The organism is Flavobacterium ginsengisoli (genome assembly GCF_029625315.1).
Lineage (GTDB): Bacteria > Bacteroidota > Bacteroidia > Flavobacteriales > Flavobacteriaceae > Flavobacterium > Flavobacterium ginsengisoli.
This window is the reverse complement of record NZ_CP121110.1, coordinates 3501877-3517554: the sequence shown is the minus strand read 5'-3', so window position 1 is coordinate 3517554 and position 15678 is coordinate 3501877. Positions and strand designations below refer to the sequence as shown.

Annotated in this window: 17 protein-coding genes and 3 pseudogenes; all 20 read right to left on the bottom strand. The window is 32.8% G+C overall.

The features are described 5' to 3' along the window. Positions 1–6 precede the first annotated feature (6 nt). Entirely contained in the window at positions 7–642 is a 636-nt protein-coding gene (gene lolB2 / locus P5P87_RS16385) for a flexirubin biosynthesis protein LolB2 (RefSeq protein WP_278019962.1), read from the bottom strand. Then, entirely contained in the window at positions 608–1234 is a 627-nt protein-coding gene (gene lolA2, locus P5P87_RS16380) for a flexirubin biosynthesis/transport protein LolA2 (protein WP_278019961.1), read from the bottom strand. The genes lolB2 and lolA2 overlap by 35 nt, the downstream gene beginning before the upstream one ends. 61 nt (positions 1235–1295) lie before the next feature. Then, positions 1296–2102: a hypothetical protein gene (locus tag P5P87_RS16375; protein WP_278019960.1), complete on the bottom strand. Its 807-nt coding sequence runs from the start codon at positions 2100–2102 to the stop codon at positions 1296–1298. 35 nt (positions 2103–2137) lie between these two features. Beyond that, positions 2138–2923 (bottom strand): polysaccharide deacetylase family protein, encoded by a 786-nt coding sequence (locus P5P87_RS16370; RefSeq protein ID WP_278019959.1) that lies wholly within the window; start codon positions 2921–2923, stop codon positions 2138–2140. Continuing rightward, positions 2920–3982, bottom strand: a pseudogene (locus P5P87_RS16365) (beta-ketoacyl synthase N-terminal-like domain-containing protein). Before P5P87_RS16365 ends, P5P87_RS16370 begins: the two are co-directional and overlap by 4 nt. After that, a complete protein-coding gene (locus tag P5P87_RS16360) occupies positions 3982–5181 on the bottom strand; it encodes a beta-ketoacyl-[acyl-carrier-protein] synthase family protein (RefSeq protein ID WP_278019958.1) in 1200 nt (399 codons plus the stop codon). The pseudogene P5P87_RS16365 and the gene P5P87_RS16360 overlap by 1 nt, the downstream one beginning before the upstream one ends. Before the next feature lie 120 nt (positions 5182–5301). Beyond that, complete coding sequence (locus tag P5P87_RS16355; protein WP_111378796.1) at positions 5302–5559, bottom strand: phosphopantetheine-binding protein; 258 nt, start codon at positions 5557–5559, stop codon at positions 5302–5304. 2 nt (positions 5560–5561) lie between these two features. After that, complete coding sequence (locus tag P5P87_RS16350; protein ID WP_278019957.1) at positions 5562–6179, bottom strand: 3-oxoacyl-ACP synthase; 618 nt, start codon at positions 6177–6179, stop codon at positions 5562–5564. Between the two features lie 33 nt (positions 6180–6212). Beyond that, positions 6213–7034, bottom strand: a complete 822-nt coding sequence (locus P5P87_RS16345; RefSeq protein WP_278019956.1) for a GNAT family N-acetyltransferase — start codon at positions 7032–7034, stop codon at positions 6213–6215. A 22-nt stretch (positions 7035–7056) separates the two neighbouring features. Continuing rightward, entirely contained in the window at positions 7057–8196 is a 1140-nt protein-coding gene (locus tag P5P87_RS16340; RefSeq protein ID WP_278019955.1) for a beta-ketoacyl-[acyl-carrier-protein] synthase family protein, read from the bottom strand. A gap of 112 nt (positions 8197–8308) precedes the next feature. After that, complete coding sequence (locus tag P5P87_RS16335) at positions 8309–8539, bottom strand: hypothetical protein (protein WP_278019954.1); 231 nt, start codon at positions 8537–8539, stop codon at positions 8309–8311. A 314-nt stretch (positions 8540–8853) separates the two neighbouring features. Next, positions 8854–9304: pseudogene (locus P5P87_RS16330) on the bottom strand (acyl-CoA thioesterase). Then, positions 9279–10564, bottom strand: a pseudogene (locus P5P87_RS16325) (ABC transporter permease). The pseudogenes P5P87_RS16330 and P5P87_RS16325 overlap by 26 nt, the downstream one beginning before the upstream one ends. Beyond that, a complete protein-coding gene (locus P5P87_RS16320; protein WP_278022805.1) occupies positions 10554–11252 on the bottom strand; it encodes an ABC transporter ATP-binding protein in 699 nt (232 codons plus the stop codon). The pseudogene P5P87_RS16325 and the gene P5P87_RS16320 overlap by 11 nt, the downstream one beginning before the upstream one ends. Before the next feature lie 63 nt (positions 11253–11315). Continuing rightward, positions 11316–12314, bottom strand: coding sequence for a BtrH-related acyltransferase DarH (gene darH / locus P5P87_RS16315; RefSeq protein ID WP_278019953.1), 999 nt, complete (start codon positions 12312–12314; stop codon positions 11316–11318). Continuing rightward, the gene (DarG, locus tag P5P87_RS16310; protein WP_278019952.1) at positions 12315–12719 is read right to left on the bottom strand and encodes a flexirubin biosynthesis protein DarG; all 405 of its coding nucleotides are present in this window, start codon (positions 12717–12719) and stop codon (positions 12315–12317) included. It abuts the gene before it with no gap. 11 nt (positions 12720–12730) lie between these two features. After that, entirely contained in the window at positions 12731–13135 is a 405-nt protein-coding gene (locus tag P5P87_RS16305; RefSeq protein WP_278019951.1) for a hypothetical protein, read from the bottom strand. Between the two features lie 499 nt (positions 13136–13634). Continuing rightward, positions 13635–14102: a hotdog family protein gene (locus tag P5P87_RS16300; RefSeq protein ID WP_278019950.1), complete on the bottom strand. Its 468-nt coding sequence runs from the start codon at positions 14100–14102 to the stop codon at positions 13635–13637. Positions 14103–14110: 8 nt separating this feature from the next. Next, positions 14111–14539, bottom strand: a complete 429-nt coding sequence (locus P5P87_RS16295) for a hotdog family protein (RefSeq protein WP_278019949.1) — start codon at positions 14537–14539, stop codon at positions 14111–14113. Further along, complete coding sequence (darB, locus tag P5P87_RS16290) at positions 14539–15672, bottom strand: dialkylresorcinol biosynthesis protein DarB (RefSeq protein ID WP_278019948.1); 1134 nt, start codon at positions 15670–15672, stop codon at positions 14539–14541. Before darB ends, P5P87_RS16295 begins: the two co-directional genes overlap by 1 nt. Positions 15673–15678 lie beyond the last annotated feature (6 nt).

The following is a 15678-nucleotide window of genomic DNA, read 5'->3' as shown; positions in this document are numbered from 1 at the left end:
AAGTTTTTATTCTGATTTGAAATAATTCAGTTCAATTTTCAATTTAATATTCTGATGAATTATCTGAATCTTTTCGGCAAAAATATTGTTTTCTGAACTGAAAAGCAGTGTAAATTTTTCTTTTGTTTGAGAAGCATGAACGATCTTTTCTAATTTCTGATCTTTTTGGGAGATGAAAATATAATTGTCACGCTTGCCATCTGCCGATTTATATATGTCTGCCGATTCATTTTCGAATTGCTCTTGAATCGAATATTCTTTCTTTAAAAGCAATCGAAAATCTTCTTTTAAAGTATTAATCAAGATTTTTCGATTTAATTCTGATACAATAGAATTGACTTTAAAATCGGTTTCTGAGATTTCAAAATCCATTAATTTATTTCCGAATTCGGTTGTAAAAACTATTCGATGCGTAGTGTCGTTTATTTTCTTGGCAATGAAAATTCCAGACAGTTCATTCCCGTAAACACTGATGTTGGTTTTATAAACATAATCGGTTTTTGAGTCTGAAAAATACGGAACGGTATAAGACGTTTTGTCTAATTTTTTAGGCGTATAATTTTTTGTGACCGAGCCACAAGAAATTAAAACAATTGCCAGAAAGCAATTAATTACTAAAAACTGAATCGTCGATTTTTGCATTGATCACTTTATTTTTAAGTACAATTCGGGTATAATCTTCAGATGATTCTAGCAGTTTTACCTGAACAACTGTTGCCTCTTCTTTGTCAAAAGTCAGTTCGATTTGTTTAATGTATTTTTTAAGCGTCGCATCTTTCGGAACAAATTTTGCCAGATTCTGACCTTTCAATTTAAAATACGAAATCGTAAATTCTTTATCATCAAACATATTTCCGCTCACACTTCCCACGATCAATTTATTAATTCGCGCAAAGATTTTACTGTTTCCAATATCAACGGCACTTTTCTTTCCTTCATCGTTAATTAGGATTTTTCCGTTTTTGAAAGTGATGCTATAGTTATATGGTTTTTTATATTGCCATTGAAGCAAAGCTGGTTCTTTAAAAACCATTTTTCCTGAAGTTTCAATGTCTTTTGATAAAAAATCTAAATGTTTATACTGAACAAAATCAGTCGTCAACGTTTTGATTTTTTTGGCCACCACATTTACGTCTTGTTTAAAAGAAGCAATTTCGGCATCGGTCATTTTTTGTTCCTGTGCGAACAAATTGCCTGAAATAAATAGAATGAGTAGTGCTATTTTAGTTTTCATATTTGTTACAAATTTTAACAGATATTTGGTTTTAAAATCTACTTGACTTAAGTAGTAATTATTAAAAAGAGTGCAACCTTAAAATTGTACCACAATAATCACCTAATTTTTCTTTTAGATCTAAGAAATAATAATAACTGCCTGCTAAATCAATTAAATCATTTTCTCTATCTAATAAATCACTAAGTTCATCTGGATAAGAAACGGAAGGTAAATGCATAGTATTTCTTCTAAATTCTAATAAAGGAGGTAATGAATTTATCGTTTCCAAATTATATTCATAGGTAGTCATAAATTTTTTTAAGGCTAATTCATGATAATGTTTTCCATAATTGAAGTTTATTTTATCAATTTCTTTTTGAATTTCTGATTCATTTTCATCTTCATAATAATATTTATTTAGAAAAAGATATAGTTCCCTGGTAAAGCAGATCGCATATTTTAGAAAATCATTAAATTCTTCTGATTTGCATATAAATTCTAAATCTCTTGTTTGGCATTCGTAATCGTCTAAAACACTATGAAATTTTCTGACTGGTGTTTTAGAAGGTATTTCAAAAAATAATTCCATTCCGTAATTACTCAATTCATTATGAAACTTTTCTTCCTGGTCAGTATAATTTAAATTAGAATCTAGAGATTCAATCCTTCTGTAAAGCCAATAAAAGATACTCATAAATTCATCCCTTGATAATGATTCAATATTGACTTCAATTTTTTTTAATATATAATCAAAAATCAATGATTTGTCTGAATGTTTATTAATGTATTCTCGATAGGAAAATTCATCTTCCGTATTCAGAAAATGAATTAATTTAGTTTTAGCAACATCAGTATTTAATTTTAAAAAATATAATTCTTCAGCCATTTTTATATAACTATTATTAATCTAATAAAATAGGTTTATCTGCGTCCAACTTCATAAGCTTTAAGATCCAAAAGTTCTTCAATCGAAACCACTTCATAATTATTTTGCTGTAAAAATTGCAAAAACTGTTCCAGTACCAAAACAGAATGTTCTGCTGTATCATGCAAAAGTACAATTCCGCCGGGAGAAATATGCTTAATGAGTCGATTGAAAATTAATTCCTGATTTTGGGTTCCTCCGTCAAGCGAACGAATATTCCAGCCAATGGTTTTATGTCCGGTCACTTTTAAAGCTCTTCTTATCGAAGGAGTTGTAACTCCATAAGGCGGACGAAAAAAGTTGATTTTTTTTGAAGTGAATTTTTCCAGAAGAGCGTCTGTTTTCTGAAGTTCTTCGGTTATTTTTTTCGCATTATAAAAATCAAAAAATTTAGAATGTGAGTAGGAATGATTTCCAACGAAGTGCCCTTCATCAATCACTTTTTGGAGAATTTCAGGATGCGTTTCGATATTTTTTCCAATGCAGAAAAAGGTCGCTTTGGCATTGTATTTTTTAAGAAGCTCTAAAACTTCCAACGTATAAATACTCGGACCATCATCAAAAGTAAGCGCGATTTTTTTTTCTGTTTCTAACGGATTACTGCAAAATGCTTTTACATGATAATTGGAAGAAATGCGTGCAGAACCAAAAGCATTTATTCCGATCCAAATAAGAATTACAACAACAAACCACAGAAAATGAATTGCATTATAAAGATTCAGAAGAAACAATAAAAGCAATAAAAAGATAAAAAACAGCGATATGTTTTTGTGCGTTATCATTTTGACAGCAGCGTAAAACTATGGTTTTTTCCGTTTAATTGGTTGTATAATAAAATCGTTTTGTAATCTGATTTTTCGATAGCATTTACTTTTACGATTTCAGGAATTTCCTGAGTTTTCAAAATTTTAGCGACCATCCAAAAAGCAAAAGCCGAAGCTGTATCGTATTCACCGCTCAAATGTTTGTAATATAAAACAAGAGTTTGAGCAAATGCATTTTCGGCAAGATTTCTATAATAATTCTCAAAATCGACATTTCCGTCAAAACCTAAAATAAGAGCATCAACATCTGAAATTTCTAAGTTATTTGATTTTAAGAATGAAACAATTGTCGCTTCAACTTCATTTTCTTCCAGAGTATTTACAATAGCAATATCTAGAAGTTCGGCATAAGAGTTTTCTTTTCTTTCGTTTTCTAAAACAAAAAAATTGGCACCTTCACCATATACAGCACCGCTCGTTGTAGAATTTAAAACATCGTACGGAGCAGAATTATCTGCTTTAATGCGACCGTTTAGTTTAAAAAGCGAAGTAGTATAATCTCCATTTTCGTCAACACCGCCCACTAAAATCGAATTAGCTTCAGCTTCTTCAATTTGCATTTTAGCATCAATAAGAGCCGATTCAAAAGAAACAGCGCCATTAACATACGTAAAATTATAACCTTTACATTGCTCGCAAAAGTGCAATCTGCGCTCCAACGGTATTGTGTGTAGACTGAATGAAAGAAGTAGGAGTTAAAAACTCTTCGTTATTATCTAAAATGCTTTTTAGGAATTTTTCAGAATCTTCAATACAGCCTAAACCAGTTCCCGTGATAATGGCATCGACTTTTTCAATATTGGCATCTTTCATTGCCAAAGCCGAAGCCACGATTCCGTTTTTTACACCTTTTGCCATGCGTCGGCTGGCAGCAGGAGAAATATATTCTTTGTATACTGGCGGAACAATTGCCAGTACATTTTCTTCATGATTTACAACAGCTTCTTCCAAAAAAACAGTATCAAATGTTTTTTGAGTCGAAATACAGCCTACTCCATTTATATATGTCTTCGTCATTAGCTTTTTGAAAATATAAGAGTTGAACAGTTTCCTCCAAAACCAAAAGAGTTGGATAAAACATGCTCGATAGTTTTATTCTTTAAAGTTGTCTGCGGTTTCAAATCAAATTCTTCCATCGGAACTTCAAAATTCAAATTTGGGTAAACCACATTATTCTGAATTGCCAAAACACTGTAAACGGCTTCAATTGCGGCTGCAGCCGCTAATGTATGTCCTGTAAAAGGTTTTGTAGAACTGAAATCTGGAACTTTTTCGTTTTCATAAATTCGAAGTAAAGCTCTTCCCTCAGACAAATCGTTGTTTGGAGTTGCAGTTCCATGCACGTTGATGTAATCAATTTCAGAAGGTTTTAAACCTGAAACTTCAAACGCTTTTTTCATGGCCAAATAAGCGCCGTCTCCATTTTCTGAAGAAGCAGTTTGATGAAAAGCATCGTTGGCATTTCCGTAACCTGAAACTCTTGCCAATACTTTTTTGTTTTGTTTTGCTACAATTTCATCCGATTCTAAAACTAAAAAAGCGGCAGCTTCTCCGAGATTTAATCCTTTTCTGGTATTGTCAAAAGGCTTGTTGTAATCGTCAGATAAAATCATCAAAGTCTTGAATCCGTTGATGGTGAATTTTGCCAAAGCATCGGCTCCGCCCACAATTACGCGATCTAATTTTCCCGTTTTGATCAATCTTGCACCCAACATAATGGAATTGGCCGCAGACGAACAAGCAGTACTTATAGTTGTAACCATTCCTTTTAAACCTAATTCATCAGCAATTTTTTCGGCAACATCGCCGCCATCGTGACAAGTGATGTATTTGGTCAATTCTGGTTTTTCGAAATAATCGTAATAATGTCTTTCCGTCATGTCCATTCCGCCCACACTTGTAGCCGAAATAAGTCCCGTTCTAAATTCATTTATATTGGTAATGCCAGCATTTTCAACAGCTTGTTTTGTCGCCAAAGTGCCAATCATAGCGGTTCGGGAGAAATTATTATCCTCATTTAATTTCAGTTCATCAACAAGATCTTCGTTGGTTTTTTTGATTTCGCCAACTTTGATAACATCTGCGTGAACAGTCGAAATATTTTGAATACGAGAAACACCGATTTTGTTTTCAATCAAGGAAATGTAGTTTTCCTCAACCGAATTACCAATCGCAGAGATAATTCCCATTCCCGTTATTGCAACACCTCTTGCCATTTTAGATTTTAGATTTATGATTGTAGATTCTTAGAACTTTGTCAAAGTTGACGGATTTTTAAACATTTAAAATTTTAGATTCAGGATGGAATCTAAAATCTAAAGTCTAAAATCTGAAATCTATTTAGTTCTGTTAGCGCTGATATACGCTGCCATAGTTTCGATAGATTGGAAAATAGATTTTCCTTCTTTCGGATCTACTAATTTAATTCCGTAATCTTTATCTAAAATCACGATCAATTCAAGTGCATCAATCGAGTCTAAACCTAAACCATCTCCAAACAAAGGATCGTTATCAGCAATATCTTCTACTGCAATATCTTCAAGGTTTAAAGTTGTTATGATTTTATTTTTTAATTCTTCTTTTAATGCTTCCATGATTATTTATTGTATAATGTATTGATAGTCTCGTTTGTATATTTTGCATTTTCTTCTGTACTAATTGTACATAAAAAAGCTTTATAATTGTCGTTAAAATATTCTACCCAACCGCACAAAACCACATCTGCTTTATTCGTATTCAGAAGAATATTCGAATAATTCGACATAAATTCGGTGTTAAAGGTGTCAAATATAAAGAAAGAATTTTCACTTTTCAGCTGATGACGGATACTTATTTCGCCCAAACAAATATTTGGCGACGTATAAACAAAGACCGCCGGACTCGGATAATAGTTTTCTTTGTCTGAAATAGATTCCTGATATTTTACATCGGTATCCAAACTTGACGATTTATTGGCCAAAACCAAAGCGATATTATTTTCCTGCTCTGTTGAGGTTATCGGACCCAAAAGCAATTCTGATCCTAAAAAAGCCAGTTTGCTCAAAGCATCCATTTTGAAAAACTTTGGATATTGCATTTCAAAATTGCGATAGGCTTGTTTCGAGAAATCAGCAAAATCTGTCGGTTCAATTTTGAATACAGAAGTTCCGTTCAAAACAATTTCGTTGTTTTGGATAGTGATGTAGGATTGTATGTAGGTTTTGTTTGAAATCATTTTCAGATATGGATTTAATTGTTCCAATCAAGATTATTTGTGGTTTGTTATTTCTCCAGATGTGTATTCAAATATTTTTCTGTATCCAAGTTCTTCCACTAATTTATTTGAATATATATTTTCTACATCTGTCATTAGCCAGCATTTTTGGTTTTTTTGTAAAATTTCAGATGTCATCTTACTCAATAAAAATTTCCCAGCTTTTTGATTTCTAAATGGCGTATCAATATAAACAGTTCCAATCATTTCATTTTTGAAGTTTGTGTCCATTCTTGAACAAAAACCAATAATTCTCCCATCTTTTTCTCCAACAATAAATTTTTTGCTCGCAATTAAAAACTGCATTTGAAATTTCATTTCATTAAAATCTTGATTGTTATCTCCTTTATATTCTTCTTCAAAAAAATTACAATTAAATTCCGTAAGTATTTCTAAATCCTTATTTTCTGCATACCGAATTAAAATATTTTCAAGTTCAAAAGGTTTGAAATTTTTTAAATCAGTTTCATAAAAGTATCGGTCTTTGTAAACCGTATATTGAACATTCGGATTAGCATTAAAAATTGAAGTAATAATTTCCTTGTTTCCAGAAAAACATAATTTATTAGGAAGCAATTTAAAATCTAAATCTTTTATTGCTTCTTCTAATATTTCTTGACTATAATTCAGTCCATAAATATTGTAATTGTTATTACTACAAAAACCAATAATCCATGAATGTTCATTTCCTTTTATCCATTTTGCATTAATTTCAAAATTTTCTGAATAAGTTCTTAATACATTTTCAAAAAGGTAAAAATGTTCAAATTTATTGTTCTTTATAAGATCTTTTATTTGATCAATCAGTACATTCATTTTAGAAATTATTAAATTATAACTATCTCACTTTTTCAAAAACAACAGCCGTATTACAACCTCCAAATCCAGAAGCTGTTTTCAGGAAATAATCAATTTTCTTTTCTTCATTTTTCTCAATAACATTAACAACTTCACTAACCCCAATTTCATCAAAACCTTTCGATTCAAAAAGTTTATTTTGATTAGCAGATTCTATTGCAATTACCGTTTCCAATAGTCCCGAAGCGCCAAGTGTATGACCGTAAAATCCTTTTAAACTATTAACAGGAACATTTTGTAAATCTAAACGAGTTAGAGCAATCGCTTCCATTTCGTCGTTGTAAGGCGTTGCAGTTCCGTGAGCTGAGATATAATCTAATTTGTTCGCTTCAATTTGCGCTTCTTTCAAAGCATTCTGAATACTTCTAAACAAACCTTCACCTGTTCTTGAAGGTCCAGAAATATGATTGGCATCGTTTATCGAACTGTCGCCAATTACTTTTATTTTAGCGTTTTTAGCTTCCGCCGAAATTAAAACTGCAGCTGTTGCTTCGCCTAAACTTACTCCAGTTCTGTTTTTAGAATACGGCTTGCAAGGCTGCTCGCTCATCGCTTGGAAAGCATTAAAACCAGACAAAACAAATTCTGAAACTTCGTCGCCAGCCACTACAAAAATGTTGTCGTAAAGTTCAGATTGAATCATTCTTTTGGCAACAGAAACGGCTAAAATTCCAGAAACGCAAGCATTCGAAACTACAATGGGTTGTGTTTGGAATCCGAAGAAATTGGCAACGTTTTTAGCCAAAACATCTAAATGTGCGCTGTTGAAACTTTCTTCAGAATCATTTGCCAAAGCGGTTACATTTCCTTTTGTGGTAGAAAGTATAAAAGCCGTTTTTGAATTTAATTCTACATTTGAATTTTTGATAATCGGCTCTAAAGCTAAAATCATCATTTTCTCTAAACGGGAATATTTTGTCTCAGTACTAATTTTTGAAAAAGCACTGTTTATTTTTTCATCAGAAATAATCGAAGCATAAAAAGGATTCGGCATCAAAGAAACATCGTTATGAAGCTGAATTCCAGATTCACCGCTAAGAATGGCGCTGATATTAGATTCAACATCAAAACCTAAAGGTGTGATGCAATTTGTTTCTGTGATGTATATTTCTCTTAACATTTTAAATTTCGATTTCTCCTGCAAGGTTTTTAAAACCTTATTAGGTATGTTTTATTTTAAGCTTTTTATTTAATTCTATGCAGATTTTAAGCTGTTAGTTGATGACAATTCTCTATAATAAGTCAAGTGGTACAACATAACTAGCCGCATAGAGAAGATTTTTCTTTTCTTTTTTTAAATTTTCGAATGCGTTTTTATACCAATTAGAATCAAATGGATTATTACCATAATCTTCTACAACAATTACATCATAAAATTCTTCATCAAACCAGGGTTCGATACCACTAATTCCAAGATTTAAATTCTCAACTCTGTCTAATACTATTTTAAAATCTTCTTCCAAAAATACTTTATAGATTCGGAATCGAATCCTGAATTTTTGTTTTCAAGATCAAAGAAAACATTTCGATTTAAATAATCAAACTTCTTTTCATATTCCATGTCAGCTTTATTTTTTCAAACTTCTCAATATCGGACTTCGCTTTATTACCATGTTTTCTAGAATAAAACGCACCTATTAATACTACTAGTACAAATAAGATTTGTTGTGTCATCTTTATTCGATATTATGGATGCCTACAAGGTTTTGGAAACCTTGCAAGAAATAGATTCAGATTATTTTATTTTTAATTCGTGAAAATTAGTGCAATCCGTGTTCTATTTCAACAACCCAACTTTTCGTTTCCATTCCTCATAAAAAGGCGGATTTGTCAGCATTAAATTTCCTGCTGCATCTAAAAAAACCTGAGTGGTTTCGCCTGTACAGGCCACTTCTCCTTTGTCGTCAATAATTTTAAATCGGTAAATCATTTTGGTCTGCTGGAGTGTCAACAACAGTGGTTTCAATTGTTACCACATCACCATAACGCAAAGACAATTTATGTTCGCAAGTTGATTTTACAATTGGCGTTGTATAACCCGTTTTGGCAATATCCAAATATGTAAGTCCGTGCTGGCGTCCAAACGCTTCTCGTCCATCTTCGAAATACGTGATATAATTGCCGTGCCAAACAATTCCAAGCGGATCTGTTTCGTTAAAACGAATCCTGATTTCGTGTGAAACGGTTAGATCTGTAGCTTCTTTAAACTGCTCTTTTCTTTTTATCATAAAATAATGCGATGGAAGTGGTAATAATGAAAAACAAAAATAATAAACTTATTCTTGGTATGATTTCGACGAAAGAAACGTTTCTAAGTAATACATCGTAAAAAGCCTCTAATCCCCAGTTCATTGGAGATGATTTTGCGATATATTGCATGATTTTTGGCATAGCAAAAACAGGAACCCAAACACCACCAATTGCTCGCTAAAATGATCACACTTGTAGCACCAAAAGGAGCAGATTGTTCTTGTGTGCTGGCTACAGTTCCTAATAAGATTCCGAAGCCGATTGCTCGCAAAACCTGAAAATAATGCTACAACACTTGTCAATGCAAAATGACCTTCGATATTTAAAGAAGGCAATTCGATTGATGGAAATAGGAATACTGCAACGGCAACCATCATATAAAACTGAATCATGCAAATGATCGAGTAGGTAATGGTTTTTCCGATAACAACAACCAGATTAGAAACAGGATTGGTTCTTAATCGAACAAAAGTTCCCTGTGATTTTTCTTTTACAATATTGATAGATAACGGAATGACAATAAAAAAGATTGCAAAAAGCGTCCACGCCGGAACATTATGCTGAACGGAATTTGGACGAACTTCTTTGTTGTTGATTCTCGGAATTATTTCTTTGAAAGTAATAAAGTTCTTTTGTTCAAAATCGATGGTTTCTTCTCCTAATTGTTTTTGGAAAGTGCTGTAAATCGATTTGGTTTCAATCTGCGAAATCATTTTGTCGATTGAACTCATGACAGCATTTTTGAAACTCATCTGAACAGCTGGATCAAAATACAGTTTTACTTCTTTTTCTTTAATAACTCGCTGAGGTTCGGCAGCCGTTGTACTATCGGTCAAACCTAAATTGCTCACGATTTTCTCTACATTCTGATTTACTTTTTCCTGTAAGTCGGAACTTAAGTTTTCTGGAATTACAATCGCCAATTGAAATTTTCCTTTGTAGACATTTTCTTTGGCAATTTCTTCGGTAATCGGTTTATTGTCAAGTTGGGTTACAACGGTAAAGTATTTGCTTTTTTCTAAATTTTCAAAAACGGTTTTAGAAACAGAACCGTGGTCTTTATCGACCAAAAGAATCTGAAGTTTAGAATCGGTTACGGCTTTAAAAGTACTGTCCTGAATTAAGGTTACGGCAATTACCAAAACCAAAGGCATGATAAATAAAATAATCAATCCGCCTAAGTCTCTTTTTAGCAAAAGGAATTCTTTTACTACCGACATCCAAATTTTATATATCATCTCTCAACGCTTTACCGGTTAATGAAATAAAAACATCTTCGAGATTTCGAGCATCTTTTGTAGATTCAATTAATGCTGACGGAGTTGCTTGTGCGTAAATCTGTCCTTGATCTAAAATCGCAATTTGAGAACAGAAATCTTCGGCTTCAGCCAAATGATGCGAAGTATAAATAATGGTTGTTCCGTTTTGGTTCAACACTTTCAAATAATCGATAATGGCAGTTTTAGAATGCACATCGACACCAACTGTTGGTTCATCCAAAAACAAAACTTTCGGATTATGAAGAATTCCAGCAATCAGATTGACACGGCGTTTCATTCCACCAGAAAAAGTCTGAACTTGCTTGTCGGCAAATTTCAATAAACCTAAAAGATCTAGCGTTTCGATTACTTTATCTTTTAAGTCAGAACCTTTTAAACCGTACATGCTTCCAAAATAAAGCAGATTTTCTCTGGCAGTCAATGTTGGATACAAAGCATATTCTTGAGGAACAACGCCTATGATTTTTTTAATTTTTGAAGCCTGATGCTGATAGTCTAAACCATCAATTGTAAAATGTCCCGAAGTTGGTTTTACCAATCCGCAGAGCATGGAAATTAAGGTTGTTTTTCCGGCACCGTTTGGTCCAAGCAAGCCAAAAATCTGACCTTCATTTATATTTAGCGAAACATTGTTCAAAGAATACATTTCTGCATTTTTGTACTTTTTCGAAAGGGATTCTATTTGAATGATAGATTGCAAAATAGTGTTTTAGCTGATCGCTTTTTTTAGTTTTTTGAAAAAGATTTCTTCTCTATTGGCAATGTCCAAAAGTTCATCGGCAATAGTGTTGTAGGCGTCTTCTTTGGCACTTCTGTTTTTGTAAATACGCGAAGCTTCAACAGCAAAATCACGCCATGAATCTCCGATTTGAGTCATTTCTTTAGAAAGTGCCTTCAGTTCTTCATTACCCAAAATAACCGAAGCTTCTTGTAAAAATGCCGCATAAATAAAACGGAAACCACCGCCTCCAGTTCCAATTTCTTCCTGCATACGAACCATTTGCGCCAAGTAATGATTGGCTTTTCTGACTCCATGCTTTTTAGGCCATTTACGAATCTGGCGAGAAACCATTTTGATGCCGCGAACACCAACAATTGGCATTGGCGCGAGCATATCTCGACACGTATTTTTGATTCCTTTTATGATGGCGCTTTTTAAATCAACATCTTTTGGAATCTGAATAGGATAGTACATTTGTCCGCGAGGTGCAAAAGCTCCTTTGGCAAAACGTACTTTATTCATGTCTTCATAAGTTAAGGTCGTAACGGTTTCCATTACTGGATCGCTCACTAAATACTCGGTTTCAGTTTTTCCGTAAACGACTAAATTGTGCGCGTTGAAATGAAAACGATATTCGTCTGGGAAATAACTTAAATTGTAAACGCCAACTTGTAATCCTGTTGGAATATTGTTTTTTAAATTTTCGTCTAATGCTTTATTGGCATTTGCTATAGAAGAAAATTTTTGTCTTTTTATTTTTAAATTTAATCGGTTGGCCACTTTATTGAAAATCTGTCCAGGCAAAGTTCTATAACTGATTGCTGGTGCATGATTCACTTTTATAAAAGGCAGATATACAAAAAACAATCCAGAGCCAATACCAAAAACCATCGGTTCGCTAATGTTTAGTCCGCTATTTTTTAGCAGATTCGACGCTACTCCATTCTCGCAATGAGCAGACTGATGATGTGTGAAAGTTAATTCCATTTATTTGGTAATGCTGTTTTTTAATTCTTCGATTGATACTCCAAAAGTATCAGCATATTTTTTCAGGATTTTATCGTTTAATTTGGTGAAAACGCTTGGCTTAAAATGTCTTTTTACGCGCCATTTCCAAAATCCAACATAACTGGATAATATATTAAGATCCATTTTATTGGCTTCCATAAAATACACAATAGGACTTGCTTCGCCATTTAAAACCTGTTGTTTGGCATCGGCAATTCGTTCGTTTATTTCATCAATAGAATTTGAAAGTGCTATTGTTTTAGGTTCCCAGCCTGTACTTAATGTTGTGGTATAATTGCCGTTTTCATCAGTTGCGTACAAAAGCTCTTTTACATTATTCTTAGTTAAGTTGCTTTGATCCTGAGGTACTTGATCTTTTTCCATGACTAGTTGTATTATATTTTTAGGTGCATCACTTCTTCTAATAATGGAGCCAATCCATCTTTTGTTAAATTATCATTATTCCAAAAGCTCATAACACATCCTACATAATTATTTCTAACTTTTTCTGCGACATAATAAACTGTCAAAGTTTTTCCGCCAGACATTCCGGCCATTAATGATTTCATACCAGTAAAATCAAAAATAACTTTTTTCGCAGTAGTTTGAATTCCTTCAAATATTACAGCTACTTGTTCTTCAGAATTTACTTTGATACCACCTCTATTTTTTGTGGCAATAAATTGATTATCAATCGCATTTTTGGCACTTTCTATATCTTTATGAACAGACCAATTAATTTCTCCATTGTAAGGACATTGAACAGTATTTATATTTGTCCATGAACAATTACGACCCAACTTTATTTTTCTTCCTGCAAAATCAATGGAGTCAATAATTAGTGGTTCAAAGACTTCTTTAGGAATTTCATTTTTTAAAATTCGGTTTATATATTGTTTTTCAAAACCTTTATCAATCTGATTATAGTATCCAAACCAAATTATAGTAATAGTTTTACTATTATCTTCTACAAAATAATAAGAATTTGTTTGAGTTAAGTTCTCAGTAATTTTTTGTGTTTTAACAACATGAATGTTGTTGTTTGAAAGCGACTCGTCTTTAATTTTTAAATCGCTATCTTTTATGGAGAATTTTCTATAAATCTTTTTAAGAGACTTTTCAGAAAAATCATAACTATAAGTTTGACTTGAAAAATCAACACCATCAATATTATAATAAGTAACGCTTTGGGTACTTAATGCTTTTAAACGTTTTGTGAAATCATCGTTTTCTTGACAATAGACAAACGCGCATAAAAAAAGAATAATAAAGAGATTTCTTTTTTCATCATCTAAAAAATTACATCGCTGAAACCGTCTTTTGAATAAACAAGTTAATTTCGCATTCTAAGAGTATCTGATCTTCAAGTAAGCTTTTACAGCTCATTGTGCATAAAGTATAATCGTCTCCGACAAATTTTGAAACCAAATCGGCTTTAGTTATGATCGTATCGCCAACTTTTGGCAATGTATGAATTTTTACACTTTTTAAAGCGCTGATAAATCCAATTACATTTACGTTTTCATTTTCAATTCCGTTGTCGTCAAAAAAATATTTTTTTCCGACAATTGCAGAACAAGTCTGTGCTGTGTTTTCGATTAATCCTGCTTCGATAAAAATAGTATTCTGAACAAAAATATTGTCTTCTTTTATCAAAAAGATAGTTTCTACAAAGTTGGCATCTATATCCAAAATCAAATCCACCATAAGCATTGGTGCTCGGTGTGGTAAGTAATTTTGTATGTCAACTGCAGAAGTTGCTTTCATGATTGTTTTTATTTTGCCAAAACGGTTTTCATTTGTCCTCGGGCAATTTCTTCATTATTTAACGTCGTAACAATGTCAACCAAAGTGATTCCTGCAAATTCCTGCAGAATCGTAACTTCAGATTGAATAGTATCGCTAAGCTTTGGAAGTTTCTTAATTTCAATTTCTTTGATAGAACCAATATAGCCCGTTGGAGCAATTTCGTTTTTCAAAAAATATTGGTATCCTGTATGCAATGCCACAGATTGTGCCATATGTTCTATTAATCCAGCTTCAAGAAAAATATCGTTTGACACAAAAATATTTTCGCGCTGAATTTCTAAACCCGAAACCAAAGAAGTTTCAGAATAAGAATGCATAGCGTCTACCATCACAAAAGGGAACTTTTGTGGCAGTAAATTTTCTACCATTTCTTTTTCTAAAAGCATTGTTTCCATTAACAAACAGTTAAATAGGCGTACGCGAAAGAGAATCTTCCGCTTTCTGGAACAGATAATAAAATTTTATCTCCTTTTTTCAAATTTCCTGAATTCATTAATTCTTCAAGAGCCAAGTAAATAGAAGCAGAGCCTACATTTCCAACTCGAGAAAGATTCATGAACCATTTGTCATCGCTCATTCCGATACCTTTTTCGTTTAATCCTTTTTTCAATCCTTCAACAAAAAAGTTTGAAGAAACGTGAGGAATGAAATACGTAATATCTTCCGATTTAATATTGTTTTTATCCATGGCGTCTTTCATGCTTTCAGCACCTTTTGACAGGATAAATTCGTCTAATAATTTAACGTCTTGTTTGATTGAGAAAACAGATTCATTCAACCATTGTTCTGGAGAATAATCGCTCCAGCCTTTAATTTCTCCATTTTCCAATTTATCTCCTCCAGCATACATACAAGTTTCTAATTCGTATGCATACGAAAAAGCTTCCATCCATTCTATTTTAAGTGAAATTGGTCCTCTTGGTTTATTTTCCAAAAGAAAAGCTCCAGCACCGTCAGATAACATCCAACGTAAGAAATCTTTTTTGAATGCAATAATTGGCTGTTCTTCAAGGCTTTTTAAATTGTCGGCCTCGTGATTGTATTTTTGAGCATTCAGCCAAGTAGAAACTTTTTCTGATCCTGTACAGATTGCGTTTTTTGAATTTCCAGATTTTATAGAAAGAAAACCAAATTTAAGAGAGTTCATTCCGGCACAGCAAACTCCTGTTGAAGAGTTTAATTCTACCGATTTGTTTTTTAACAGACCATGAACCATCGCAGCGTGCGAAGGCAGAAAAATGTCGGGAGTTGAGGTCCCGCATGAAAGTACTTCTAAATCTTGAGGCGTAAAATTTTCGTCGAATAATGGTAAAATGGCATTTTTGGTTAATTCGGCATTGCTGTGAGTACTTTTTCCTTCTTTGTCAACAGCGTAATATCGGCTTGTAATTTTATTATTGCGCAAAATAATGCGTCTTGCTTTAGAAGCAGTATCATTGATAAGGCCTAAATAGGCTTCCATTTCGTCATTTGAAACGGCTTCGTTTGGCAAATATTTTGCGACTTTTGTAATATATACTTCAAACATAATTTA